This is a genomic window from Salipiger mucosus DSM 16094 (genome assembly GCF_000442255.1).
GTDB lineage: Bacteria > Pseudomonadota > Alphaproteobacteria > Rhodobacterales > Rhodobacteraceae > Salipiger > Salipiger mucosus.
On record NZ_KE557274.1, the window covers coordinates 1 to 22,282 of the forward strand.

Sequence of the window (22,282 nt, forward strand, 5' to 3'; positions counted from 1 at the left end):
ATATCGGCGAGGGCCGCGCCGACAACCTGTCCGTAGGCGCGCCCGGCCTCGGTCAGGAAGACGGCCCTGTTGCGACGCTCGAAGAGCCGCAGGCCGAGATCCGCCTCCAGGGCGGCGATCTGCTTGGTCACAGCGGTCTGCGTCAGACCGAGCTCCTCGGCGGCGGCGGTGAAGCTTTCATGTCGGGCGGCCGCTTCGAAGGCAGGAAGGCGAGACAACGGCGGCAACGAGCGGCGAACCATTCCAAATCCTCATGCATTGGCGCGCCATTCTCATTTTATGAAGGAAGCAACCCGTGGTTTCCATCGCATATGGCATGGAAAATCGATCACAGCCCGCCTCCTGACGGGACGACGCACGGCATCATCGCGATCCTCACGGCGGTTTCGCTTCTGTCCTTCTCCGACGCATTGGTGAAGATGAGTGGAGACAGCTTCGGGCTGGCACAGCTGGTCCTGCTGCGATCGACCGTTGCCGCAGTGCTGCTCGCCGCCTGGCTCCTGCCCATGCATGGCCGGTCGAGCCTTAGTCTCAACCGCCGCGGCTGGGTCTGGGCGCGTAGTCTCTGCCTCGCGGCTATGTGGCTGAGCTATTACGCAGCGCTACCGGCCATGTCCTTCGCCCTCGCCGCAGCGTGCTACTACACCGCGCCCGCCTGGATGGCGCTACTGGGGCGCGTCCTGCTGGGCATGACGATCGGCGGACACGGATGGACCGCCGTGGCAATGTCTCTTGCAGGGGTGCTGCTGGCAGTGTCGCCCTCGGCCGACACGTTCACCCCTCTGCTGCTGCTCCCGCTCGCAGCTGCCGCGTTCTATGCTCTGGCGGGCCTCATCACCTGGAGCCGGTGCCAGGCGGAAAGCCCGGGTGCGATGGCCCTGACGCTCAACGTCTGTCTCGTCTGCGTGGCCGCCGCGGCGCTACTGCTTCTCTCGCTCATTCGGCCGGGCGGCACTGAGAGCTTCATTCTGGCGCTCTGGCCAAGGCTCACGCTCGCGGACTGGAGCCTCGCGTTCGTGCTCGGATGCCTCTTGGCGGTGATCGCCACGGCGGTCGCGACGGCCTACCGGGTGGCCCCGACGCCGGTTGTCGGTGTCTTCGATACCGCCTACCTGGGCTTCGCGGCCGTCTTTGGCGCCGTCTTTTTCGGAGACATTCCCACGGCCCGGGAAGCCCTCGGGATCGCCCTGATCGCGTGCAGCGCGATCCTCATGAGCGGCAGACGACAGGAACTGAAAGATCATTGCTGCTGATCTGGACCCTCAGCCGGGTTCGAAGCGGACCCGCGCCACCGCAGCGGCCAACTCGCTCTGTTGAGACGGCCTGCCCGGCGGAGGCGGCCCAAAGGAGACATTGGCCGCCGACGTTCGTCGCTGCGGTGCAGCCCGCCAAAGCGGACCTGCATTGATTGTGCAGCATGGCCTTCCGGCAAATGACTGGGTATCCTAAAACTGCAACGCAGGGCCACAGCCGAGTAGTATGGGCCATCTTTGCGCGAACCTGAGGTGCCCGATGTTGCTGCTTGTTGTTGACACAAATCTCTTTCACGAATTTCGGGCTCTGGAGAACCTCCCGTGGGCCAACCTCGGAGAAACGAACGAGATCGTCCTAGTCGTATCGGAAGAGGTGCAGACAGAACTCGACGAGCACAAAAAATCGTCGCGTGGACGACTGAGACGATCTGCGATCAAATGGACGAAGCGATTCCGGGAGATGCTTATCACTGGAGCAGAGCACTACGTGATCCAGGAAGCAGACCCTCGCGTTGTTCTCGTGCTCGATGACACAAGCGTTGGGCTGGAGAACTACAATACTTTGGATTTGGGCAACGCCGATGACCGTCTCGTCGCGATCGCAAAATCTATCGCCGACACTCGGTATGATGCTGTCGTTACGCTATTCTCGGACGACACCCGTCCCCTGCGGAAAGCCAAAGCCCTTGGTGTGCGGATTCTACCGATCCCGGATGAGTGGCGGCGAGAACCGGAGCGTACAGATGAAGACAAGGAACGTGACCAGCTGAAAGCTGAAGTCGAACGGCTTCGCCTGCAGGAGCCGCGCCTCGTGCTTTCGGCCAATGTCGAAACGCCGGTCAAACTCGTGGCTCCGTTGTTCGCACCACTGGAGGAGGACCAAATTGAAACGTTGATGGGACTACTTGAGGACGCCAATCCCAAGGAAACAAACTTCGAACGCGAGAAAGACCGAAATCCTCGCAACGCGGTCGGGAGTGCCCTAAATCTCGGGATGGTGCAGTATGAGTTTGAAACTGCGAGTGACCGCGACATCGAAAAGTATACGGAGGCTGATTACCCGGCGTGGCAAGAGAAATGCCGTGACCTGTTGGTAACTGCACATGAAGGCCTTGGAGCCTTTCATCGCCAGTTTGAGATTGTCATCTCGCTCATCAATGAAGGAACGCGTCCTGCGCAGGATTTGCTCATCTCGTTTTCCGCGCATGGTCCACTCGCGATTATGCCGCCGCCGCGCCAATCGGAACGGCCTTCGGACGAGACGCCAATCGCTTTTCCAGAAGCTCCGACGCCGCCGCAGGGGAAGTGGAAGAAGCTTGACCCCTATGGGTCCTCTTTTGCCGCCTTCGGACAGCAGCTCATGCCACGGGATCCGTTTCCGCCATCACACCTCCTGAATCCGCACGTTGATCGAACTCGAGATCCAAACAATTTCTTCTATCGCGAGCGCCCCTACTCTTACGTTGATAGCTTCAGTCTAACCTGTGAGCAGTTTCGCCATGGTGGGGCCGCTGAAGAGTTCGAGTGCCTTTGCATCATCGATTCGTTCGATGCCAGCACCGACCGTGGTAATGCCATGCTGGAGGTTGTCGTCGAGGCTGCCAATCTGAGCGATCCTGAGATCCTGCGATTGCCTATCGAGATTGAGTTCGAGAGCCGATCCACTTATGACGCTGTTCTTGGTCTGATCACTGCGACAACTCAACGAGGACGCAGCTCGGAAACTTAGGTCATCCGAAGGCTACGCCGTACTGAGCAAGTCAAGCGTTGAGTCGATCCTCGATCTCAGCGATCGACGACAGGATATCCTCGAAATCGGGGGCATCGCCAAAGATCATCGCTTCGGTGTTTTCGTAGTCCCGAGCCAAGCGATCAACCATGTCGCCGATCGGTCGAAGAGCAAATGATCCAGGTGCCGCAGCAGCGAGATTGTAGTCCGGTCGATTGAAGAAGGTTCGGGCGTGCTCAATACAGTCCATACCGAGCGGCAAATCCTCGACAGCTAACTCACCAACATCCAAGGTCAGGAGCGAGTGGAGATCGTAGTAGTGCCGCGAAATCCGCTGCCCGTCCTGGCGAAGCTCGCCGCGCCGTTCGAACCAGCTGCGCAAGCCATGAGCAATGACGATTTTGTCCCAGAAGGTGCGCTCGGCATGGATCGTCGTGACATCTGGCACTCTGAGATCCAATGCTTCGAGATCAGCATCGATGTAGGGAACGATCGTGACTGGTCGGTTCGGATCGAGGGCGGATTTGGCGCCCGACTCTATCTTAACTGCGGCTTGCACATATCCAGTTTCAGATGCATCCACTCGCGGATACCAAACAAGCAAAGTCTGAGCGCTTGGATCGCCGTCATCGACTTCGACGCGCCCCATCCCACCGGTGTCGGCCTCCAATGCCTCAGAAACCGCTGGAAGAAGCTTTTTGGTGATGTAGTGGCTGCAGTCCGCTGCAATCGCGTCAAGAGCAGCCTTCCTCTTCTTGTTGGAAAGCGCCGCGATCTCGGCCGTGCTGCCAGGGTGCCCGAGGTCATCCCTAAAGACGGTGACGTCGATATCTTCCGAGAACCGGTTGATCAGACCGTAAGCCTTTGAGAGCGACGTGCCGCCTTTGAAGAGAAGACGTGGGCCGCCCGTCGGAAGTCGATGGTAAAGAGTGTTGAGCGTCCAGCACACCCAGAAGTCTTTCTCGACGTTGACCAGGGGCGCTCCCAGCCGCCGGGCCGTCGTGAGGAAGAGATCAGTTCGGTCGGCAGGGTCTGCACGGATGACGTTCAAGAATGCGTCTGTCGTCATGTGTCGTTCGCCGTACCTGCCGACATGATTGGTCCACGCAAGATGTCCTGCATCCAAATCGGCATGGCCGAGAGACCGATGCGAAGGTCGTCGGCGAGCTTTCGCCCTTCGTCACGATCGTTGAGCAGCTTTCGAATGGTCCGATCGACCTTCGAGCGCTCGGTGTCGCCCTGCATGGCATCATGGACCCAGTGCAGTGCCTGAACAAGATACATACCAGGACGACCCGCCCAGTAGAGACGGCTGGGCGCAGCATGCTTGAAGACGATTTTTTGGTTGCCCATTTCGATGGGTTTCAGGCGGGCATCGACCAAGACCTCGATTTTGGCGGGTACGGCGTTTGTCAGTCCGAGAGTGTTGGCCGCGGTCATGCCGTCAACGACAAAGCGCGCCTTGTCCCGCCGCGCGACAGCTTCGATGACGGCGCGGTAGTCCGGTGCAGACGGTTTCCCGGTCAGCTTGTTGAGTCGCGGCTTGTCGTAGAGGCCGCGCTCGATGCGGCGGAGCTCGCCGGACTTGGCCAGTCGCTGGAGGGCCTTGTCAACGGCGTCGCGCGAACCGGTATCCGCAAAGTCTCCCGGCGTCCAAACCTTCGCGGGTTCGGCATTGATCCGGTCAAGGATCTGAGTGGGCAAAGTTGCGGGTGATGTACTATCCGTCATGTCCGAAGATTACCGCATATTTCGGACATAAGCGAGTCCGAAGTTTGCTACATATTTCAGACACTGCGATGCCGACGCACCCGCCCTAGGAGGTGGTTACAGGAAGGGTCAAAGAAGGACGATAGGTCCGATCCCGCGCACCCTCAAAATCAAACTCATAGAGCCGAACGCGTCCGAGCACAGGTGACTGCTGCCCTAGAAAGAACGTAAGCGCATTCGGTGCTGCGATGAAAATGTGAGTGTGAGCTTCCTGCGGTGCTTCCGCCAACGCTGCACGTATGGCGTTCTTTGCCGATTGAGCCAACTCAAACGCATGCCGTCCGGCCGCGACAGAATGGTACCCTGGACCCGAAGATGGACCTAGGACCAACAAACGCCCGGCATCAGGCAAGTGACCGTCCACATAGCGCCGGACATCATCGGTGATGTCATGCGTGATGCCTATGGCGACGGCGATATCGGGAGCTTCTGGGTTCAGACCGACAACCGTTTGTTTCAGCCCTGGCCAACTCGGATCCGCCGGAACATCATCGGCGCTCCAGACGTCTCGCTTCGGCGTTCGCTGCTCCAGCTCCACGTGGCGCCCGGATTTCACATCGAGGATGCTCCCGGCGGCAAACGCTAAGGTCGTATGTGCGTCAAGCGCCAGCCGCAGCTCTTGTCGATCCCCCGCAGCGTCGCGAAGAAACGCGGCGAGTTCCGGATAAAGGCGCGACGACCAATCCGCATCGTCTTGAATGAATCTTTTGTCGAAAGCCGGTACGAGATTCAAAACATCGTCACACCGGTTCTCAAGCCGGTCGTAGGCGTGTTCGAACGATTTCACACCATACACCCTGGGTCGATCCTCCTGGTCGCCGAACAGACCCTCTTCCGTGCAAGTCGCCCTTAAGCTCTTTTCATCGAACTCAAGGCGGCCCTGCGCCATCCACTGAAAGATCAGGTCATCGTAGAAAAACGAGCTCTCGTGAGCCGGGACCCGGCGTAATCCGACCGAGGCAAATAGGATGTCGAGCCAGCCGCGCAGCTCGTCAAGGGTCCCGGACGTAGGACCGAAGGCTAACGTGCCGGCGAACAGCCGCAACTCGTCATCATCGAGTTCCAGATGGTCTCGCCAAGATTTTCGGATCTGCCCGGCTTTACTATTGTCGGTTTTCGTCCCGAAGAGGCGATCAAGGCGGATAGACCCGGACCGCAGGCTGATAAGAGGATTGAGATTGTCGCCGCGGTCGAGGTGCCAGTTCGTCACCAGTTTGAACTGACTGCCCGCACCACGAGGCGCATTTTGTAGTTGGGCGTCGCGAGCGCGCTGCAGCAAAGACCGGGCGTTCGCGTTGATGAAGTCCGGATCGGTCAGATCGGCGTAACCGTAGGTTCCTGGCGTTGCGTGCCATTTCGACTGAATATGCTCTCTTCCCAGCGGATTGCCCGACGCGTCTTTCGGCTCCCGGCCGGAAGCATATTCCGTCCACACGTCGTCGAAGCTTTTCGGACCACTTTCAAAGCCAACACGAACAATTGGGCTTGCCGGGTCGAGCAACTGACCTGCCCGAAGCCAAAACTGGCGAGCCTGGAATGTATCGCCATCGCGTCGAGCCGTAACCGCCTGCGTCATCGCTTTGCATCAACCGTTTGTAGATGTGTCCTGGAAGGGCGGTGTCGGATTAATTCCGCGTGCGATCTTGACGGCGCGTGCGCCATCAACCGGTCGAGATGGATAGGCGTCGAGGACCAGCGAGGGAATGAGCCGCTGTGTCAGATCAGAAAAGGTGAAGCCGTATTTTCTCCCGTCGACCATACCGGTCGCATCAACCAGTGCCTTGAGATGCTGCTGAGAAAGCCCAAGGGGCTCGAGGCGCGATGCGAGAACGAAGTGACGCTGAGTGTCGTCAGGGCGCGAAAACTCCAGGATGTCAGCCGCTCGGCGCTTGACGGCCGGATCCAGAGAATTCAGGCGGTTCGTGCACATGATAACAGCTGCAGGTGCCTTGGCATTGGCGATTTGATCAACGCCCCTGATGAACGCGTTCACGCCTGCACGGTCTTCATGGTGCATCTGGCTCGCCTCGCGGGATTGGGCCAAGGCGTCCGCCTCATCAACCAGCAAGATAACTGCGCCACGGCTACGCCCATTGCCCGTCGTCAGCTTGCCAGCCTCCTCCAACGTGTAGTCGAACGCCGCCGAAATCAGCTGGGTCATTTCACCGACCCGGCCCTGACCGCGGGTCGACAGACTCAATGGAAGAAGCGTGATCTCGATCTTTTCTTGTCGGGCCACGGCATCGCCGATCGTCTCGGCGAGTTCGGTCTTGCCCGAGCCGACATCGCCGGCAAGCACGACCAGTGGTGGTCTGCGCAGCACTGTGTCCAAGAGCGCGGTCGCGCCGGGATGATGCCGATCGGCCCATTCCGTCAATCCGGCCGGGTTTACCAGAAGGCCAAGGACTTTTGTCAGCCGGTCCTTTTGCTGATCAAGGCCAACCAGACGAGCAAGCCGCTCTTGCGGCTCGAAATCTGGATAGACAAGGCGTCGACCGAAGAGCTCGTCAAGGCTCGGTGTTGTCTGCATCAGAAGCTCCGCACCATTGCGCGTTCAAGTGCCCGCCCACCGGACGAGTAAGTCTTGTCGTTCGCCAGGTAGCCATTGACCGCCGGTTCTGCAGCACCGGTTCGGATGTAGGGCAGCCCACGTTCGAAGGCGTCCTGCTCAGCGGTGCTCAAAGCATGCCATTTGGGGCTGTAGGTCAGATAGCTGGCGAAGGACGCGCCGGAGATATCAGCGCCTGGACGGATCTTTCCTGGATCATCGTCGACCGATCCGTTGCAAAGATCCTGCGCCGTGTATTTCAGCGTCGGTTCGATCCAGAGACCGTTGCGTTTGAACCCGTACCAAACGTAGTTCAGATATCCAGCCTTCATCAGCGCGATCGCCTCGGATTCGTAGTTGGAGATGCTGGTGTCGCTGGGCGACCCATAAAAACGCTGCAAGCGCTTGAGGTCCGTCGCCACCTTGGCCGCCATGTGACGCGCGTGCGTCACCGTGAAAGTGGAGCTTTCGGAAACTGTAAGGCTGTAGGACATTGCTCTACCTCAAACCTGGAATGTCAAACCGAAGACCTTTTGCCAGTAGGCAACGGTCTCCTGTTTTGTTGGCGCCGCTAGCGCGGAATCTATTGCATCGCCGGCTTCAAGCGCGGCCTCAACGATCATGTTCGCGTTGGACGGTGTGTACAGACGCGCGACATTGTTCTCGGCATTGACCGGATCGATGATCTGAACTGGGTCGCCCAGCGACCCAACGCTGGAGGGTGGATAGTAGTCAGCGAACACTATACGCTCGCGCAGGCTGCTCCTCGCGATGTAGGTAAAGAAGTGCTGAAGCGCTTCAGGATAGTCGCTCAGATCGAGACCATCGTCGCAGAGTCTGGCCATGATCATCTCGATCATGAATGACTTGAACCGAAAGTCGGGATCCTCGTTCTTGAGGCGGCGGGCCCAGAATTTCACGAGCCGTACCACCTGAGCGAAGTGTGTCTCCTGAGCTTTCTTGCGCTTTCTAGCGAACTCGAGATGCAGGGGGATACTGGTCTTGAGATAGGAACCGTCCTCCTGGCTCACGAGATCGCCATACCACCGAGGATCACCGCTGTAGAGGATGGGAACAATATCGACATCCAAGCCGGTCCCCTTGAAGGAGACGGTCACCGAGTAGGTCTGCGGCTGAACCTGATCCGGCGAGAAGTTCGGGAATGCCTTGCGCAAGCGCTCGGCAATATAGTTGAGGAGTTCGTCGACATCGCGAGGGGCGTCCGCTCCGCTGACGTAACAGGCCACGTCAATGTCGTTCAGCGACCGAAGCGCGGTGCCTTTCGCCAAGCTTCCCGAGAGCAACATTTTTCGCAGCGTGAAGTCGGGATGCTCGTCGAGGTAGCCCTCAAGCTTCTCGCGAAGCCTACGAGCCTGGGCCCGGTACTCGTTCGCCTTTTCCTTCGGAAGGTTGACCCGATCCGTCGCAAACTGCTCGATTTCGCGGTGGCCTACGTGATCTCTGCTCATCCTCCAGCCTTTCGTGCTGCGGCATCTTCGTTTCGATCCGAGGCGGCGTTGTTGCAGAACTCAGCGGGTGAAGGATTCACATCGGGAATCCATGCGATTAGACGAGCAGCATGAGCAAGCCCAAGCCCGCCCGCTACCGCACGACGAACTGGTCCGCCTACAACGCTGCGCTCCGCAAGCGCGGGTCTTTGCTGATCTGGCTGGACAAGGAGATGGTCTGGCACGCGCCGCATGAGGGCCGCCCTGGGCGCCCGCCGGTGTTCTCGAATGCGGCGATCCAGTTCTGCCTGTCGATCAAGGTGCTGTTCAAGCTGCCGCTCAGGCAGACCGCCGGGCTGGTCGCCAGTCTGCTGCGTCTCGCGGGGCTGGACTGGCCCGTTCCGGACTATTCGACCTTGAGCCGGAGGCAGAAGACCCTGAAGGTGCAGATCCCCTATCGCCGTGCTGGCGGGCCGCTGAACCTGCTGGTGGATAGCACCGGCATCAAGTTCCTCGGCGATGGCGAGTGGCAGGCCCGCAAGCACGGTGTTCAGGGGCGACGCCAATGGCGCAAGGTGCATCTGGCGATGGACACCGCCACATCCGACATCCGCGCGGTCGAGTTCACCCCCAGCCGGGACGGCGACAGCCCCGTCCTGCCGGACCTGCTCGACCAGATCCCCGAGGACGAGGACATCGGCACCGTGACCGCGGATGGCGCCTACGATACCCGCCGCTGCCACGGTGCCATCAACGCACGCGGTGGCACGGCGATCATCCCGATCCGCAAGAATGGCCGACCGTGGAAGGATGATTGCCCAGCCGCCCGGGCCCGCAACGAAACCCTGCGCGCCACACGTCACTACGGTCGGGCGTTCTGGAAACGGTGGACGGGATACCACGCCCGCAGCCGCGTGGAGGCCAGGATGCGATGCCTGAAGGCCTTCGGCGAGCGCATCGCCGCACGGGATCCTGATCGGCAAACCGCCGAAATCCACATCCGGGTCGCCCTTATCAATCGCTTTAATGCCCTCGGCACCGCCGAGATCGTCCGCGTGGCCTGAAACTAAAGGGGAAAGGGGAAGTCACGCCTCAAGCCGCCTTTCTGCAACAATGCCATCCGAGGCTCCTCCCGCCGACTCGCATCAACACTATTGAAACTATATGGGTATAGCTGCTATACCTGTCAAGAACCGATAGGGGTATACCATGACAGATGATGTGCCATCTCCGAGCCGCAACCTCGCTCCTAGGTTTGAATTCATCGAGTGGCGGCTCTTTTGGGAAGGTCACCTAAACAGAAGCGATCTTGAGGACCGCTTCGGTATCTCCACCCCACAAGCATCAGTGGACTTGCGAAACTACCGCGAAGTCGCAGGCGAGAACATCGCCTACAATGCGACAGAGAAGCGTTTCGTCGCGACCAAACCAATGAAGCCGCGTTTCCTACAGGTGTCGGCCAACCGCCTCCTTTTGCAGCTACGGGCTTTGGTCAACGGCGTCGTAAAACGCGAGGACCTACCGTTCAGTCAGTTGCCCAGCGTGGATGTTGCTCCAGAGATCGTTCGCGATGTGCGTGCCGATGTTCTTCAGAAAATCCTGACGGCCATTCGGTCGAAGAAGGCCGTCTCCATTCACTACCGGTCCCTCACAAGTACGCGCTGGCGCGATATCGCGCCCCACGCCTTAGCCTTTGACGGTCATAGGTGGCACGCGCGTGCATATTGCTGTGAACGAAAGGAGTTCCGCGATTTCGTCCTGACACGGATCGAGCGACTTGGCAAACTGAGACCAGAGTCCTTTGACCCGGAGAATGACCTTGCTTGGCAAAACAAGATAGAACTCCTGTTATGCCCGCATCCGGGCTTGAGCGAGGCACAGAGCGAAGCAATCCAGTGCGACTACGACATGCGCGATGGGGTGCGGAGGATTGAGATGCGCCTGTCGTTGGCATACTATTTCATCAAGCGTCTGAACCTGGATATAGATGTCCTTGAACCGGCACGCGCGCAGATTCACCTCAAAAATCTCTCTCAGGTAGAGGAAGCTATCGTCACAGCACGCGAGAAATCTAAGGAGCTGTGCGCCGAGGCCTAAGGGCATCCCTCGACCGCTGTTAAAGGAAGAGATCCCAATTATATATTGGTTCTGAAAGCACATCCTCAGCGCTATTTGCGAGTCTTTGAACGTCTTCTTTCCGTGACCACGATAGATTCACTTGCTTTTGCAGCGAACGACCGCTTTCCGCCCGCTCTCCCGAAGGCACCCCGCTCCGCGATGCTGCCGCAGCGGCGAGCCCCTGCGAAGGTCGGCCTTTCACGTTGAACAGGCACACGATGAGCGCAATGCCTTGGGCAGCCAGTCTCGACGACAGTGGGCCTTTGCGATAGGATGCATGGCGGTCCTGTTAAACGCACACCTCGGTCAATTAGTGCCCATTCGCTCCATGAGACACAGGACACCGATGTTCAATTTGCATAAAATATTGCTTGTCAGCCTTCTCTCAGGACTTGCCGGTCCAGCATTGGCCGAGCGCGAGGTCCATGTCGTGTCGGTCGGCGACGGGCACGAGACTGAAGATTACTATGCCTTGCCAGAGGCCCGGATAATGGTAGATCGCCGGGGCGTGGAGATCGGCCTTGTGTTGCTGGACAATGGCGAATTGCACTGGAAGATCGAAGCAACGACCGGAACCATCATCGGTGAAATCATCAGGAGCGGCCCTGGCCCAAGAGACAGCGAGGTCACTCTTAACGGGATCCCGGTGGCTGGCGTACAGGTCTCTGGGCTGCCCTTGGCTTTTCGCCCACTGGGGCGTGAGTTCCGAACGCTGGTCGACAGCGTGACGGACATTATGGCAACAGAGCGCCTAAGCAGCTTTCAGGGGGTACACAAGGCAACCGATGTGCCAGTGAGGGTGGATTACATCGACACGAGAACCGCCGGTCTCACGCGTGACTACCTTTCGCAGCGCTTGGGCGAAAGCGACGATCTGCCGCCGAAGATCCGCGACTGGGACCGGAACAGGGGTGACAGCACAGAATTCACTCTGGTTTTCGATGAGAATGGGATCACCCTTTCGAGCCCGACAGGCACACGCCGGTTTGCGGTCGCACCCGATGTCACTGATGTCCTCTTGCCGGCAGCGGCGGTGTACGACCCGGGCTCGCAGATGATCTATTGCGTCACGTACGGCGACGAGGGATACCTTTACTCTGTCGATGTGCAGACCGGGTCATGGGCGGTCGTGACCAACCTCGACGAGTATGACGCCGCGGGGTTACTCTATGATCCGGAGAACCGTTTGCTGATTGCCACCGGCGCATTCTCACGACCAGGCGAAATCAAGATCTTCGGATTGGACGGAAGTCGTTCTTCGATCTTCATCCCGACCACGGGCTTTCCCGGACTGACCGATCTATTCGACTACGGCAACGAACACGGACCTCCACTGACACCTCACGTGTTCAGCAACGGATGGCTCCTTCTCGAAGCTGTCGCGCGCGGCGGCAGCAGCAATCCAGTCACCGGGGGTTACCGTATCTATGCCGTCCAGGTTGATACCGGCGAAGTGCGTCTGCTGCATTATAGCAATGACTGAGTCAGCCAGCGTCGTCGACACGGCATTATTGAAATGACTCACGACACTCCAAACTTCACCTTCCCTTCGCGGTCACCTTCACCTCGTGCGACTTCTCGATGATCAGCCTGACGTCCTCGCTCTCGGAGATAACACGCTTGCTCTCCATCAGGAAATAGACGCCCTTCTCGAGCACGAGCTCCAAGTCGCCCTTGACCCAGTGAGACTGGCGCTGGGCGTCGAACATGTCGGGCTGTACGGAGATCCATCCGTCTGTCCGGAGGCGTCGTTCAGCGTCGGTCATGACACGGATCCTGAAATTGAGGACTCTCCCGGGGCGCGGGGTCCAGTTCTCCCACAATGCAGGGCGGGCAAGAAGACCTCCCGCCATGTCTGCCCCGGGCGCTCACTGTCAGCTCATCTGCACGGACACGAAGCTAATGACCACCAAGGCCATGATAGCAACGATAAGCATCCAGGTATCGCGCGACATGAGTTTGCTCCTGCAGAGGGCGTTGCATCCAACCGTTCTGAGTAGGCCGGAGGTGCGAAACCAGTACGCCTCCATCGAGGTTCCGAGATGTGAACACCATCTTGTCGAATGGACGACACTGCACGTTCAGGAAACACTCACGGGCTCCCCGCTTGCGCTTCACCTCAGCGGCATGCTGACCCGGAACTGCACGCTTTCGATCCCCGGGTTCTCGTCGTAGAGGCCAGCGTTCGACCGGTGATCGTAGCTCACCCCGTAGCGCCACCCGTTGCGCGCCTCGTACCCGAACTCGATGCCCGACCGGAATTCCACGGACCCGCCGAGGTCGAAGTCGTCCCCCGCGGCATAGAGCCCCGGCATCGCGTGCAGTTCGGTGTAGAACGGGCTGGTCCCGAGAAACGTCTTCCAGGTCAGCCCGTAGCCCACCCAGGCACCGCTCTCCTCGCCCAGCGACAGGCCCAGCGCCTGGCCGAAAGGTCCGATGGTGCGCCCGAAGTCGTAGCGCAGGTAGCCTTCCGGGCCTTCGTCGGCCCGCCGAGAAACTGTCGTGCCGGCAGAGAACGCGACCCGGGATCCCTGGTCCCCGGCACCGAGGCACCCGGTGGCGGTTCGGCAGTAGTTCGTTCCCATGTCGGTCAGCCCTGCAATCAGCAGCAGCGCGGCGAAGGTGCCATCGGCCATGTCAGTCTCCAGCGTTCTCTGGGGAAGGCATCGCGCAGATGGTTTTCGAAGTCCAGACTGTCACCCACGTCATCTGAAGAGAGCCCGTGGCCAGAAACCTGTCAGGGCGCCTTCCGGGTCACTTCTTCCGCTTCACCGCGGCCGGGATCAGGGAGAACTGCACCTTGAAGGCGCGCCGGGGCTCGTTTGCCGCGCGCAGGGCCTCTTCGATCTCGTCGAAGTGCCTGGCCGGCTCGCTAAACCGATAGAGACGGACACGGCCTGCGGCATACGGGCTCCCCTCTCCGTTACTGAGGGCGTCGCCCATTCCGACGACGAGCAGGTCACCGTCGCGCGTCCAGCGGCTGATCCCGTCCATCATGTTGTGCCCGGCCGGCTTCCAGCCTTCCGAGTGCGGTGTGATTTCAGGATCGTCCAACATCAGACTGCCTTCACTTTCATGCTCGCCGGGTCGACCGAGCCGGGCTCGATCAGGACCTCTTCTTCTCCTCTCCCGGTTATATAGGCGGCGATCCGGCTCTTAGGGACATCGGCGGTCACGAGAAACCGCGTGTCGCCGGGTTCGGCAAAACGCCGCGCAAACCAGGTCGCCGTCTCCTCGGAAAACGACCAGGCCCAGCCCGCGTTCGCGCCCCGCTTGGGATCGGGACGCTCGTACTGCTCGAACTGGACGCCGCGGTAGAGCTTGACGTTCTCCGGCATCTCCCGGAGTGCGCGCCGATCCCGGCTGCGGGTCATGAAGCCGCGGTGCGGAACACCACAGGTCATCACCCGGGTCCAGATCGGGTTGTCTTCGTCTTCCTCCCCGTCGGACCAGAGCTCTCTTGCCACTTTCCAGAACCGGGCGGCTTCCCGCGGATCTTCCTCGGCATCCATGAATTCGCCGTTCGAGACCAGATCCATGAGGAACGGCAGCCGGAAGGCCCGTTCCACGCCGGCGAATACGCCACCCCAGTTGCGCGCCTTCAGCTCGGCCTCGTAATGCTGCTGCCTGAAGTCGATAAGCTCGCCGATATCGCAGGGTGTCGCTACCGGGAACCAGGAGACATAGAACGGGTGCTTGAACCACCATGTTTTCGTCCCGGTCTCCTCCGGTGACTGGCAGTACTTGCGCAGGGACTCCGGCAGGTCCTCCGGTGTCGCGTAGGCCCTGAGGGACAGCTCGGGGGCGGCATTCTGGGTCATGTCGATCTCGTCCAGTTCAGGCACTGTCTACCATCGTCCCAAGCACAGTGAAATCGTCTTTCGCGGGTGCGCCTGCGCGGGTCACGGTGCCGGCTCGTCGACATCCTCGAGATCGTGCCGACGCTCCTGGATGTGCTTCAGGGTGATCTGCGCGATCTCTTCGTGGAGTCCCCACTCGACATCCTGGCCGCTGTTGTTCTGCGGCGCGTAGTGACGGCCCAGCGCATTCATGGAGCCGTCGAAGAGCTCCGCCTCGATGACGGATCTCAGTTTCGATTGCCGGTCGTCCTCTGTGGTGCGTCGATCCCGCCATCCGGACACAAGAAGCCCGGGATACATGTGCATCCCGACCTGAACGCCCGATGGGCTGAAAACGCCCTCGGTGGGATTCAGGATCGGTGTCATTGATCCATGTTTTCCACGATCCGAGATGCCAGCCTCGCGATCCTCGAGAAACCGGTCGATCATGGCCGGCGCCTCGCGGACGATGTCCTCGATGTGCCGATACTCGTCCTCCCAGGTGTAGTAGCCGGCCACCATCGCCTGATGAACTACTCCACCCAAGCCTACGGCTCTGGGTGAGAGTTTCCTGGAGAATCCAGAGGCCTGCACCCGACCCACGGGATTGACTGTCCCGATTTTGCTAGCATCCAACGCAGCTGCGTGGCTCCGGACGCGTGATCGCGACCGATGACACGCCCGTCCGGGAGCCGGTGTTTCCGGTCGCCCAGCTCCTTTTTCTCACAGGTCCATGCAACGGGACATCGTTGCGATGGTTTTACCTGGCGCGTTGGTATCTCGATGTAATCCGCACCAGTCTCTTCCACTTTGTAACGGATCATTTTCAGAAGATCGGCAGGCGCGGTATCCAGCGCCTCCCGATTGTTTCCCGCCTTCTGCCTGACGTTCTTGCCAGGATTTTCGACGGATCCCTTTGCTGACCGCGTCATGTTCTGGACGGTCAGTTTCTCTGTGCCGAAGCGTTTGCAGCGCTTCGCAATGTAGGCGCTGGTCTTGTGGCTACGGTCCTTGCGTCGATTGGACAATCGACGATGGGCCCGGGCCAGCTCGCGCCGTTTCCGGCGGTGGCGTTTACTCGGCTTCTTCCACTGTTTCTTCTCCTCTTTCGGCAAGGCGTTGTATTCATCGAGGATCGCCTGGGACAGTTCCCGGTTCTTCTCGATGATCTTGTCTTTTTCGCTTTGCCAGAACCGCTCGTTGGCCAGTTCCTCGTACTCGTCGTCCTCGATCCCCCAGACCAGCGTGGCATAGGTTTCCTGCCCCCAGTCCATGGTCATTGCGTCGTGGGCGTCCTGATCATGGTCTCGACGAGGTTGACATTCGATCACGACGGACGCGTACCACCCGTCGATTTTCTTGGTGATGGTACAGGTTTTGGGCGCTCCCTGGGTTCGCGCCTTTCCCCTGATCTGCATCGTCCCGATGCCGCTCAGACGAAGGCGTCCGTGCTTCCAGTCCGCGCCTGGGAAGACCCTCCATCCGTCCCCATGCGCCTTGTAGGTCCACCCCTTGAAGCGTCGGCCAGCCTTGAACCTGGGAAATCCCGGCGCCTCACGTCCCTCCTTCACCCGCCGAAAGAAATGTTGAAACGCTTCGTCCAGTCTTTTGAGCGTTCCCTGCAATGCCTGGGCGTTGATGGCGCCGTATCCAAGGGGGTCCTGCTGGCGGATCTGCGTCAGTGACTTTTCCTGGTCGGCCTTCTTGACCGAGATTCCGCGTCTGCGGTAAGCGGTGATCCGCTCCTCGAGAGCGGCGTTATAGAGATCGCAGTGCATCCGGCGGGTGTTTTCAAGCAGCTCTTCCTGCTGCTTGTTAGGATAAACCTTGTATGTGACTCTCCGACGCGCCATTGTTCCCATTATGTTCTCGGATCAGTCTTTTGTCAAGCTACGTCACAGCATCTATTCGCTCAACTACCACCTTGTCCTGGTCACGAAGTACCGGCGGCCGGCGATTAATTCAGACATACTCGCGAGGCTCGAACAGATATCTTCCAGAAGAGCGACGAACTGGGGTGGATCGTTGCGCGAGTTCAACGGTGAGGCGGATCAATTCCACTTGCTTCTGTCCCTTCCTCCAACGCTTGACCTGTCGAAGTTCGTCAACTCCCTGAAGACGACATCCTCTCGGATCATACGGCGGGAGTTCCCCGAGCAGTTATCCAAATACTACTGGAAGCCTGTCTTCTGGTCCCGGTCGTATTGCATAGTTAGCTGCGGAGGAGCCCCGCTTTCCGTGGTCAAACAGTATGTTCAAAACCAAGACAATCCGGAATAAGTTCTCAATAACCGCCTTCACCTCCACCCAAGCGCTGCGCGCTCTGGATGGAGCACTGGCGGCGGCCTTGGTAGACGTCTTCGTGCACCAGCATGTAGCCCACCGGCACCGGACCAGTGCGCTCCTTGAGGTGGGCGACCGGTTCGGCGAAGACCCGATCTTTCTTGCAGAGGCCCTGAACCAGGGAGAGGTCGAACATGTCCATCTTGGCGGTCGCCGGTTCCTGGTGGGCATTCGCGCCCTCGCCGAGCTCCGAAAGGGCGGCCGCCAGAAGGCACTGGAAATCGAGCGCCACCGGGTCCTTGGGGTCGGCGACGGCCACCTTCCCGTAGTCCTCGTACCTGCCTTTCATCGGGCAACAGATCGGCGCCCAGCTGTCGTGGGCATTCATCAGGATCCCAGCCGGGCCCCCTCCCCGCCGGCCGTACCGCGGCGCCTTCGCAAGAAAGATCAGGCGAACCTCGTCGTCGTATTCAACGGGCAGGCCGGAGACGGCGCAGGTGGCATTGAACGAGCCCATGAAGGTTCCTCTTCCTGAAAATTCCTGACGATGTCAGCTCTGGTACCGATAGATGTGCGGCCGCAGCGTAAGGAACGTAGACACGGTCTCGGCATGGTCCAGATCGAAGATCGTCTGGATGAGAAAGAACAGGTGCCATGGCACCCAAGGCACGGCCTCCTCAGGCACCTCGGTCAGGCCGTAATCCTCGATTTTCCGGATGCCGATCTCGGTCGATGGATCGGGCACCATGAATCCGCGGTACGGGTGGAGCCAGTCCGAGACGGGCGTCCAGGTCGGAATCTGATTTTCTGGATCAATACCCGTCTCCGCCTCGTAGGCGTAGGCATCGAGAAGATCCCCATAGCGCGACCACCTGCGGAACGTTCCGGCAGGCTGCAGCAGAACCTTGTCCTCGAGCCCGAATTCGGCATCGAAGACAACCATGTCCGCCAGGCTTTCCGCCATCTGCTGCTTGAAGATCATCTTCTCCATGAGCTCGCCCGATGTCCTTGCAAAAGCCAGCGTGCGCGACTCCCAGAGATCGAAGAGAGCTTTTTCCTCGAGATGGTCGATGTCTAGCCTGGCGGAATCCAGAAACGGTGCTTCGCCGAGATCCAGGCCGTAGCCCATGGCCAGGTGCATGCGGATGCCCATCGATCAGGCGTCTTCCTGTTCGTATTCCGCGGCCTCGGCCTCAAGATCGTCGGCGGCCTCCAGGAGCGCCTCGATGTGGCCATCGGAGCTTTGCGTCGGGCATTCATCCAGCATGGCCCTGATCTCGCGCAGCTTGCTGGCGGCCTCGCGCCATTTCTCGGGTGCTGTTTGCATGATTTCTTCTTCCTTTCGGGTTCGTGGTTACTGTGCGGGTTGCGGTTGCGGAACGCGCTGGTTCCATGCGTCACGCATCCTGGCAGCATCGATGAAGCCATTGCGATCAACGAGATGGGACCTGAGGGAAAGCCATTCCGCTCTGTTCGGCGGAGCCCCGATCCATCGACCGAGGTAGCCGACTTCCGGCTGTTTGCCGGTGAACGGGCAGTCGAGCATGTCGAGGCCGTGCCAGATGATGCCCTTGGGATCGCCGTCCAGCACGGGGCGCCATTCGTAGTCGGCGATGAACCTCCGTCGGGAGCCATTCCAGTGGCACAGCTCGTTCGGCCACCACTCGCTTTCGCCGAAACCCATCCCGCACAACCGCATTTCGGTGGTCCATTCAGGCGTCATGACCAGGCCCAGGATCTCCTCGGTCACACGCACCCTGATTTCCCCTGGCTCGTTCGGCGGGCGGTGTTCCCTGCAGCGCATCCATTCCATGGTTTCAGTCCTTCTCTTCTGGGTTCGGCAGAGCAGGTCAGGCTTGCTCCGCGCCCGCGGCGGCGGGCAGCAGGGCGTCGATCCGCGACAGGTTCGTCGGCTTGGCCGGAGCGAGCATTTCCTTAAGGCGCCGGGTGGACTTGGAGTTGGCAACGATCCTGCTGCGCTCTTTTCCGGTTTCGTCGTACTCGACCAAGGTGGCCTCGTATTCTTTCTTCTTCTGCCGGTAGCGCACTTTGGTGATTTCGCAGGGCATACGGTCCATCCTCTTTGAATTGGTGTCCGTTCGAGCGGGTGGTCCGGATCTCCCGCTCAGAACGTCTCGTAGGGCTCGAGGCTCTTCACGATGTCGGTCTCGCGGCCCCGCTCATCGGTGCCCGCTTTCGTTTCGACCACGACGAGCTCGGCCGGCAGGCGCGTGGGCATCGCAATCATGTCGATGGCATCCGTCCGGGACGCGCGGTCCCAGTAGTCCTTCGGCAGCAGGTTGTCGGCCTTCTCCCACAGGACATCCCGTGGCTCCTGCTCCCAGTTTTCCATGTAGTGCGGCCAGTGCGACCCGGTCATTTTCCAGTTCTGGGTGTGAAAGCTGTCGCTGGTGGACACCCAAAGAGTGCCGGACGGGCTGAACAGGGTGTCGATGTAGGTGGTCTGGTGGTTGGCCTCCCACATCTCCTTGTTGCCGTCGTCCCCGAAACCCCAGAACCGCAGGCTGATCTCGAAGCCCAGCCAGGCGCAGACCGGATTGCCGTCGATGCGCGTCGACAGGAACTGCTTGCGGTGCGCCATTTGCAGGCGATGCATGACCATGCCCATGAGACGGATCTCGTCGATGATGCGCTGCTTCAGCGGCTGCTGGATCTTCAGGCTGTCGGGGCGATCTGCGACGGCGGTATTATGGAAAACTCCTTGCTTGCTGTCCCAACTATCCTTTATTCACCAATAACCGTCAACATTAAAGAATAGACCATCGGATTTCTATGCAAACCCAGCTGTGAGCACTGCGTGACGCTTGCGGCGGCCGGTCGCATATTCGGCAGCTACAACTGAGCGGATTTTTAGGCTCCGCCCCGGGTAAGGCGCTCGAATTCAGATCTTATCAGCGTTCCTACACAGAAATTATTTTGTGTAGGAAATGATCCCGGACCAAGTCCCGAAAATTTTCAGAATCCGAAGGACATCTGGTCGGCCTCAGCGCTGGGCGCCTTCGATGCCTCGTCTGCGGCCGTGAGCGCCAGGATGGCCTCAGGAGACGACAACGCTTCGTTGAGCAGGCCACGCTTGACCAGCGACACGTACATGGCCGCGGCCCGGGCCTGGCAGTTGAGCCCTGTCTTCGGGTTGAAGGCGATGTCGGTGTACCCGTCGTAGTCCTCCAGGGCCTCCATCTTATCCGGGTTCTGATCGAGCGCCGCGAGGTACAGGTGGGTGAAGAAGCCTGTCCTGGGCTCCAGAGGCCAGTCCGTGCCGGCAAGCCGATATCAGGTAATCGAGCCCGAAGATGTCAGCCGCGGGTCCTTCTTGGCCTCCCAGGAGGAGACGCCCAGCAGATCCGTGAATGGCCCGCCGTGCTCAAAGACCTTCGAGCCCTGGTAGGCGCACTCGACGGTGACCGGATCTTCTCTGCCGGGGATGGAGAGCGCCAGGTTGAAGGCAGACAGGCTACGACCGAGCGGATTTTCAGACCGCGTCGAGATTTCCAGGATGTTTTCGATCCCCGCCTGCTCACGGGCGGCCGCATGCCATGAGACGATGCAGGCCCGCTTCTGCTCGAGATCGCGGCCGGGCACCCACTCGAACGCGATATCCATCTCCCGGGAGAGACACTCGCCCTTCAGGCTGGGCATGAACAATGGTCGACAGGCCATTGGATACCTTTCAGAACTTGGGGCCCGGTGCCTCGGGGGTTCCGTCGTTGGATGTCCCCATGTCGAGGGTCGACAGGCGCTCGACGACCTCGGCGCGGATTGCTTCCCGTTCTGAAAGATCGTCCCTGATGGCCGCCATAGACCAAATCCGCTGTGCGGGGGACCATAACCCATCGGATTCCAGTACGAGACTGTCTTCGGCGGCCTCGACCAAACGAATTCCTGAGTATGCGCTTGCCCGCACCTGCGTGTAGAGATCCGTGTGGAGAAGATCCGTGCCTTCACAATCCATCAGGCTCAGAACACGATTGTAGTTGTCGGGGTCATAACCTTCCCGGATCGGGAACAGGTGGCATTGGTCACTCCTGTCACGGCCGCTCCCTGCCATCAGGCGGTAATGCTTCCTGTCTTGGGTGACATACGGCGCATGGATAATCTCGCGTTGCATTCTGATTAGTCTTCCTTGCTTTTCGAAAAATACAGGCCGCGCCCCTCACAGACGCGGCCCTCTGCGTTGAAGCGGGCCTCAACTCTCGGATCATCGCCATCCGATTGCCGGCCGATGTCTTATTCAGCGGCGGACGGTCGCTTCACCATTGCTTGAGCGAAGGCGCCCCCATGCGAGCGGTCCATGGCCACTCCACCTAGAGGCACGAAGCCCTTCGCAATTTGCTCGTTCACGTCCCCCATGAGTTCGGAATGGCTATTCCGCTTGAGGATCTTGTACTCCATCGTGGTCTCCATCTTTGCGTCCATGTCTCAGAACATCGCCATCTGGATGCCGGCCGGGGTGTGCTCTTCGCGGAAGATGAGTTCGACCGGATCGACGTCAGGGTCCATCTCGGGCTCGGGGCCCACGTCTTCGATGGCCATGTCCAGGGGGAGATCTCCGACCCCGGTTGCGTCCAGGAACTCCTGGCGCGTCTCGAAGACGTGGAACTTTTTCAGGGACCCGTCGACCTCGAGAGCGGGATCGATCTGGCCGAGCTGGAACGCGGTCTTGAATGCGGACTTCAGCGAGGAGCCTTCCCAGACGACCGTGTGAGCCACCTCTTCCCCCTGCTCGAGTTCGGCGCGGGTCACGCGCCAGATGTCATGCCCGGCCTGGACAGGATGAGACGCGGTCGCGTCCTCCTCGCCGCTCCAGAAAACATTGGTGATCGAGACCCGGTGGTCTTCATCTGTCTTGCTGAAGTCCAGCTCGCCGTTCGGGTGCTGCATCAGGGAGAACCCCTGCCGGACGGCCGCCTCGAAGACCGCCTCCGAGCAATTGGAGGTCACCGTGCGCTCACCGCCGGCGACCTTCATGTGCTCGCGTTCGAGGATGAATTCATCCGCGGCCAACTTCATCCAAGATCCGACCTTGCCGGCGCAGATCATGCGCGGCATCCCTTCGTCGGCCGGCAGGAGCACCAGCGCCGAGGAGGTGATCAGGTTGTCCTGCTCTTCATCGCCGAGCTCCATCCCGACAAGACGCAGCTCCCCATGCTCGTCGGCCGAGATTTTCCGGTGGCGTTTGAAATTGACCGTATCGAGGTCGGCTTCGGAGGTGAGGTCTTCGATATCCATTTTCAGAATCTCTCCTTAAAAATCAGGTTTGAAATTGCATTCCG

General features: G+C 59.8%; 28 protein-coding genes and 1 pseudogene. 6 read left to right on the forward strand and 23 right to left on the reverse strand.

Annotation, left to right across the window (positions count from 1 at the left end; genetic code table 11):
- Positions 1-242, reverse strand: a 242-nt coding sequence (locus SALMUC_RS05975; RefSeq protein WP_156883388.1) for a LysR family transcriptional regulator, incomplete at its 3' end; no start/stop codon positions are given.
- 177 nt (positions 243-419) lie between these two features.
- Between SALMUC_RS05975 and SALMUC_RS05980 the strand changes: the two genes are divergently transcribed.
- Both SALMUC_RS05980 and SALMUC_RS05985 read left to right on the forward strand, forming a co-directional pair.
- Positions 420-1,253, forward strand: a complete 834-nt coding sequence (locus SALMUC_RS05980) for an EamA family transporter (RefSeq protein WP_245584686.1) — start codon at positions 420-422, stop codon at positions 1,251-1,253.
- A gap of 259 nt (positions 1,254-1,512) precedes the next feature.
- Complete coding sequence (locus tag SALMUC_RS05985; protein WP_020043200.1) at positions 1,513-2,982, forward strand: PIN domain-containing protein; 1,470 nt, start codon at positions 1,513-1,515, stop codon at positions 2,980-2,982.
- Between the two features lie 31 nt (positions 2,983-3,013).
- Here SALMUC_RS05985 and SALMUC_RS05990 read toward each other — a convergent pair whose 3' ends face one another.
- From SALMUC_RS05990 to SALMUC_RS06015, 6 genes are all read right to left on the reverse strand, one after another.
- Positions 3,014-4,051 carry a nucleotidyl transferase AbiEii/AbiGii toxin family protein gene (locus SALMUC_RS05990; RefSeq protein WP_020043201.1) on the reverse strand — a complete coding sequence of 346 codons (1,038 nt, stop codon included), beginning with the start codon at positions 4,049-4,051 and terminating at the stop codon, positions 3,014-3,016.
- Positions 4,048-4,713 carry a DUF6088 family protein gene (locus SALMUC_RS05995; protein WP_021119894.1) on the reverse strand — a complete coding sequence of 222 codons (666 nt, stop codon included), beginning with the start codon at positions 4,711-4,713 and terminating at the stop codon, positions 4,048-4,050. Before SALMUC_RS05995 ends, SALMUC_RS05990 begins: the two co-directional genes overlap by 4 nt.
- 85 nt (positions 4,714-4,798) lie before the next feature.
- The gene (locus SALMUC_RS06000; RefSeq protein ID WP_020043203.1) at positions 4,799-6,328 is read right to left on the reverse strand and encodes an SAVED domain-containing protein; all 1,530 of its coding nucleotides are present in this window, start codon (positions 6,326-6,328) and stop codon (positions 4,799-4,801) included.
- A gap of 9 nt (positions 6,329-6,337) precedes the next feature.
- On the reverse strand, positions 6,338-7,282 hold the full coding sequence (locus SALMUC_RS06005; protein ID WP_020043204.1) for an AAA family ATPase: 945 nt from the start codon (positions 7,280-7,282) through the stop codon (positions 6,338-6,340).
- Positions 7,282-7,794, reverse strand: coding sequence for an HORMA-1 domain-containing protein (locus SALMUC_RS06010; protein WP_021119895.1), 513 nt, complete (start codon positions 7,792-7,794; stop codon positions 7,282-7,284). Before SALMUC_RS06010 ends, SALMUC_RS06005 begins: the two co-directional genes overlap by 1 nt.
- Positions 7,795-7,803: 9 nt before the next feature.
- Complete coding sequence (locus tag SALMUC_RS06015) at positions 7,804-8,769, reverse strand: CBASS oligonucleotide cyclase (RefSeq protein ID WP_020043206.1); 966 nt, start codon at positions 8,767-8,769, stop codon at positions 7,804-7,806.
- Between the two features lie 110 nt (positions 8,770-8,879).
- Between SALMUC_RS06015 and SALMUC_RS06020 the strand changes: the two genes are divergently transcribed.
- From SALMUC_RS06020 to SALMUC_RS06030, 3 genes are all read left to right on the forward strand, one after another.
- Positions 8,880-9,812 carry an IS5 family transposase gene (locus SALMUC_RS06020; protein ID WP_021119896.1) on the forward strand — a complete coding sequence of 311 codons (933 nt, stop codon included), beginning with the start codon at positions 8,880-8,882 and terminating at the stop codon, positions 9,810-9,812.
- Between the two features lie 145 nt (positions 9,813-9,957).
- A complete protein-coding gene (locus SALMUC_RS06025; protein ID WP_037371295.1) occupies positions 9,958-10,845 on the forward strand; it encodes a helix-turn-helix transcriptional regulator in 888 nt (295 codons plus the stop codon).
- 367 nt (positions 10,846-11,212) lie between these two features.
- Entirely contained in the window at positions 11,213-12,349 is a 1,137-nt protein-coding gene (locus SALMUC_RS06030; protein WP_021119898.1) for a hypothetical protein, read from the forward strand.
- A gap of 55 nt (positions 12,350-12,404) precedes the next feature.
- On the opposite strand, the gene SALMUC_RS06035 is transcribed toward SALMUC_RS06030, so the two are convergent.
- The 6 genes from SALMUC_RS06035 to SALMUC_RS06060 form a co-directional block, all read right to left on the reverse strand.
- A complete protein-coding gene (locus SALMUC_RS06035; RefSeq protein ID WP_020043705.1) occupies positions 12,405-12,632 on the reverse strand; it encodes a hypothetical protein in 228 nt (75 codons plus the stop codon).
- 348 nt (positions 12,633-12,980) lie between these two features.
- Positions 12,981-13,502: an acyloxyacyl hydrolase gene (locus SALMUC_RS06040; protein WP_020043704.1), complete on the reverse strand. Its 522-nt coding sequence runs from the start codon at positions 13,500-13,502 to the stop codon at positions 12,981-12,983.
- Between the two features lie 118 nt (positions 13,503-13,620).
- On the reverse strand, positions 13,621-13,923 hold the full coding sequence (locus SALMUC_RS06045) for a hypothetical protein (protein ID WP_020043703.1): 303 nt from the start codon (positions 13,921-13,923) through the stop codon (positions 13,621-13,623).
- Positions 13,923-14,687 carry a hypothetical protein gene (locus SALMUC_RS06050; RefSeq protein ID WP_156883389.1) on the reverse strand — a complete coding sequence of 255 codons (765 nt, stop codon included), beginning with the start codon at positions 14,685-14,687 and terminating at the stop codon, positions 13,923-13,925. The genes SALMUC_RS06045 and SALMUC_RS06050 overlap by 1 nt, the downstream gene beginning before the upstream one ends.
- Positions 14,688-14,768: 81 nt before the next feature.
- Positions 14,769-15,251 (reverse strand): hypothetical protein, encoded by a 483-nt coding sequence (locus SALMUC_RS06055; RefSeq protein ID WP_156883390.1) that lies wholly within the window; start codon positions 15,249-15,251, stop codon positions 14,769-14,771.
- A gap of 2 nt (positions 15,252-15,253) precedes the next feature.
- Positions 15,254-16,567, reverse strand: a complete 1,314-nt coding sequence (locus SALMUC_RS06060; protein ID WP_021119900.1) for an RNA-guided endonuclease InsQ/TnpB family protein — start codon at positions 16,565-16,567, stop codon at positions 15,254-15,256.
- Position 16,568: 1 nt separating this feature from the next.
- Between SALMUC_RS06060 and tnpA the strand changes: the two genes are divergently transcribed.
- Entirely contained in the window at positions 16,569-16,985 is a 417-nt protein-coding gene (tnpA, locus tag SALMUC_RS28715) for an IS200/IS605 family transposase (RefSeq protein ID WP_245584687.1), read from the forward strand.
- 4 nt (positions 16,986-16,989) lie between these two features.
- Here tnpA and SALMUC_RS06065 read toward each other — a convergent pair whose 3' ends face one another.
- The 10 genes and pseudogenes from SALMUC_RS06065 to SALMUC_RS06100 form a co-directional block, all read right to left on the reverse strand.
- Positions 16,990-17,505 carry a hypothetical protein gene (locus SALMUC_RS06065; protein ID WP_020042181.1) on the reverse strand — a complete coding sequence of 172 codons (516 nt, stop codon included), beginning with the start codon at positions 17,503-17,505 and terminating at the stop codon, positions 16,990-16,992.
- 33 nt (positions 17,506-17,538) lie between these two features.
- A complete protein-coding gene (locus SALMUC_RS06070) occupies positions 17,539-18,141 on the reverse strand; it encodes a hypothetical protein (protein WP_020042180.1) in 603 nt (200 codons plus the stop codon).
- Between the two features lie 3 nt (positions 18,142-18,144).
- Entirely contained in the window at positions 18,145-18,315 is a 171-nt protein-coding gene (locus SALMUC_RS29510; protein ID WP_020042179.1) for a hypothetical protein, read from the reverse strand.
- A 27-nt stretch (positions 18,316-18,342) separates the two neighbouring features.
- Complete coding sequence (locus tag SALMUC_RS06075; protein ID WP_020042178.1) at positions 18,343-18,801, reverse strand: hypothetical protein; 459 nt, start codon at positions 18,799-18,801, stop codon at positions 18,343-18,345.
- Between the two features lie 37 nt (positions 18,802-18,838).
- On the reverse strand, positions 18,839-19,057 hold the full coding sequence (locus tag SALMUC_RS06080) for a hypothetical protein (RefSeq protein ID WP_020042177.1): 219 nt from the start codon (positions 19,055-19,057) through the stop codon (positions 18,839-18,841).
- Positions 19,058-19,113: 56 nt separating this feature from the next.
- A complete protein-coding gene (locus tag SALMUC_RS06085) occupies positions 19,114-19,617 on the reverse strand; it encodes a hypothetical protein (RefSeq protein WP_020042176.1) in 504 nt (167 codons plus the stop codon).
- A gap of 347 nt (positions 19,618-19,964) precedes the next feature.
- Positions 19,965-20,669: pseudogene (locus tag SALMUC_RS31775) on the reverse strand (DarT1-associated NADAR antitoxin family protein).
- A 10-nt stretch (positions 20,670-20,679) separates the two neighbouring features.
- Positions 20,680-21,117, reverse strand: a complete 438-nt coding sequence (locus SALMUC_RS06095; protein WP_020042173.1) for a hypothetical protein — start codon at positions 21,115-21,117, stop codon at positions 20,680-20,682.
- Positions 21,118-21,236: 119 nt separating this feature from the next.
- Positions 21,237-21,401, reverse strand: coding sequence for a DUF1737 domain-containing protein (locus tag SALMUC_RS29520; protein ID WP_198014505.1), 165 nt, complete (start codon positions 21,399-21,401; stop codon positions 21,237-21,239).
- Positions 21,402-21,428: 27 nt separating this feature from the next.
- Complete coding sequence (locus tag SALMUC_RS06100) at positions 21,429-22,238, reverse strand: hypothetical protein (RefSeq protein ID WP_020042171.1); 810 nt, start codon at positions 22,236-22,238, stop codon at positions 21,429-21,431.
- Positions 22,239-22,282: the final 44 nt, after the last annotated feature.

Coding starts and splice junctions, on each gene's coding strand:
- SALMUC_RS05980 (WP_245584686.1), top strand. CDS start 420: ATGAGTGGAGACAGCTTCGGGCTGGCACAGCTGGTCCTGCTGCGATCG.
- SALMUC_RS05985 (WP_020043200.1), top strand. CDS start 1,513: ATGTTGCTGCTTGTTGTTGACACAAATCTCTTTCACGAATTTCGGGCT.
- SALMUC_RS05990 (WP_020043201.1), bottom strand. CDS start 4,051: ATGACGACAGACGCATTCTTGAACGTCATCCGTGCAGACCCTGCCGAC.
- SALMUC_RS05995 (WP_021119894.1), bottom strand. CDS start 4,713: ATGACGGATAGTACATCACCCGCAACTTTGCCCACTCAGATCCTTGAC.
- SALMUC_RS06000 (WP_020043203.1), bottom strand. CDS start 6,328: ATGACGCAGGCGGTTACGGCTCGACGCGATGGCGATACATTCCAGGCT.
- SALMUC_RS06005 (WP_020043204.1), bottom strand. CDS start 7,282: ATGCAGACAACACCGAGCCTTGACGAGCTCTTCGGTCGACGCCTTGTC.
- SALMUC_RS06010 (WP_021119895.1), bottom strand. CDS start 7,794: ATGTCCTACAGCCTTACAGTTTCCGAAAGCTCCACTTTCACGGTGACG.
- SALMUC_RS06015 (WP_020043206.1), bottom strand. CDS start 8,769: ATGAGCAGAGATCACGTAGGCCACCGCGAAATCGAGCAGTTTGCGACG.
- SALMUC_RS06020 (WP_021119896.1), top strand. CDS start 8,880: ATGAGCAAGCCCAAGCCCGCCCGCTACCGCACGACGAACTGGTCCGCC.
- SALMUC_RS06025 (WP_037371295.1), top strand. CDS start 9,958: ATGACAGATGATGTGCCATCTCCGAGCCGCAACCTCGCTCCTAGGTTT.
- SALMUC_RS06030 (WP_021119898.1), top strand. CDS start 11,213: ATGTTCAATTTGCATAAAATATTGCTTGTCAGCCTTCTCTCAGGACTT.
- SALMUC_RS06035 (WP_020043705.1), bottom strand. CDS start 12,632: ATGACCGACGCTGAACGACGCCTCCGGACAGACGGATGGATCTCCGTA.
- SALMUC_RS06040 (WP_020043704.1), bottom strand. CDS start 13,502: ATGGCCGATGGCACCTTCGCCGCGCTGCTGCTGATTGCAGGGCTGACC.
- SALMUC_RS06045 (WP_020043703.1), bottom strand. CDS start 13,923: ATGTTGGACGATCCTGAAATCACACCGCACTCGGAAGGCTGGAAGCCG.
- SALMUC_RS06050 (WP_156883389.1), bottom strand. CDS start 14,687: ATGACCCAGAATGCCGCCCCCGAGCTGTCCCTCAGGGCCTACGCGACA.
- SALMUC_RS06060 (WP_021119900.1), bottom strand. CDS start 16,567: ATGGGAACAATGGCGCGTCGGAGAGTCACATACAAGGTTTATCCTAAC.
- tnpA (WP_245584687.1), top strand. CDS start 16,569: ATGTTCTCGGATCAGTCTTTTGTCAAGCTACGTCACAGCATCTATTCG.
- SALMUC_RS06065 (WP_020042181.1), bottom strand. CDS start 17,505: ATGGGCTCGTTCAATGCCACCTGCGCCGTCTCCGGCCTGCCCGTTGAA.
- SALMUC_RS06070 (WP_020042180.1), bottom strand. CDS start 18,141: ATGGGCATCCGCATGCACCTGGCCATGGGCTACGGCCTGGATCTCGGC.
- SALMUC_RS29510 (WP_020042179.1), bottom strand. CDS start 18,315: ATGCAAACAGCACCCGAGAAATGGCGCGAGGCCGCCAGCAAGCTGCGC.
- SALMUC_RS06075 (WP_020042178.1), bottom strand. CDS start 18,801: ATGGAATGGATGCGCTGCAGGGAACACCGCCCGCCGAACGAGCCAGGG.
- SALMUC_RS06080 (WP_020042177.1), bottom strand. CDS start 19,057: ATGCCCTGCGAAATCACCAAAGTGCGCTACCGGCAGAAGAAGAAAGAA.
- SALMUC_RS06085 (WP_020042176.1), bottom strand. CDS start 19,617: ATGGGCATGGTCATGCATCGCCTGCAAATGGCGCACCGCAAGCAGTTC.
- SALMUC_RS06095 (WP_020042173.1), bottom strand. CDS start 21,117: ATGCAACGCGAGATTATCCATGCGCCGTATGTCACCCAAGACAGGAAG.
- SALMUC_RS29520 (WP_198014505.1), bottom strand. CDS start 21,401: ATGGAGTACAAGATCCTCAAGCGGAATAGCCATTCCGAACTCATGGGG.
- SALMUC_RS06100 (WP_020042171.1), bottom strand. CDS start 22,238: ATGGATATCGAAGACCTCACCTCCGAAGCCGACCTCGATACGGTCAAT.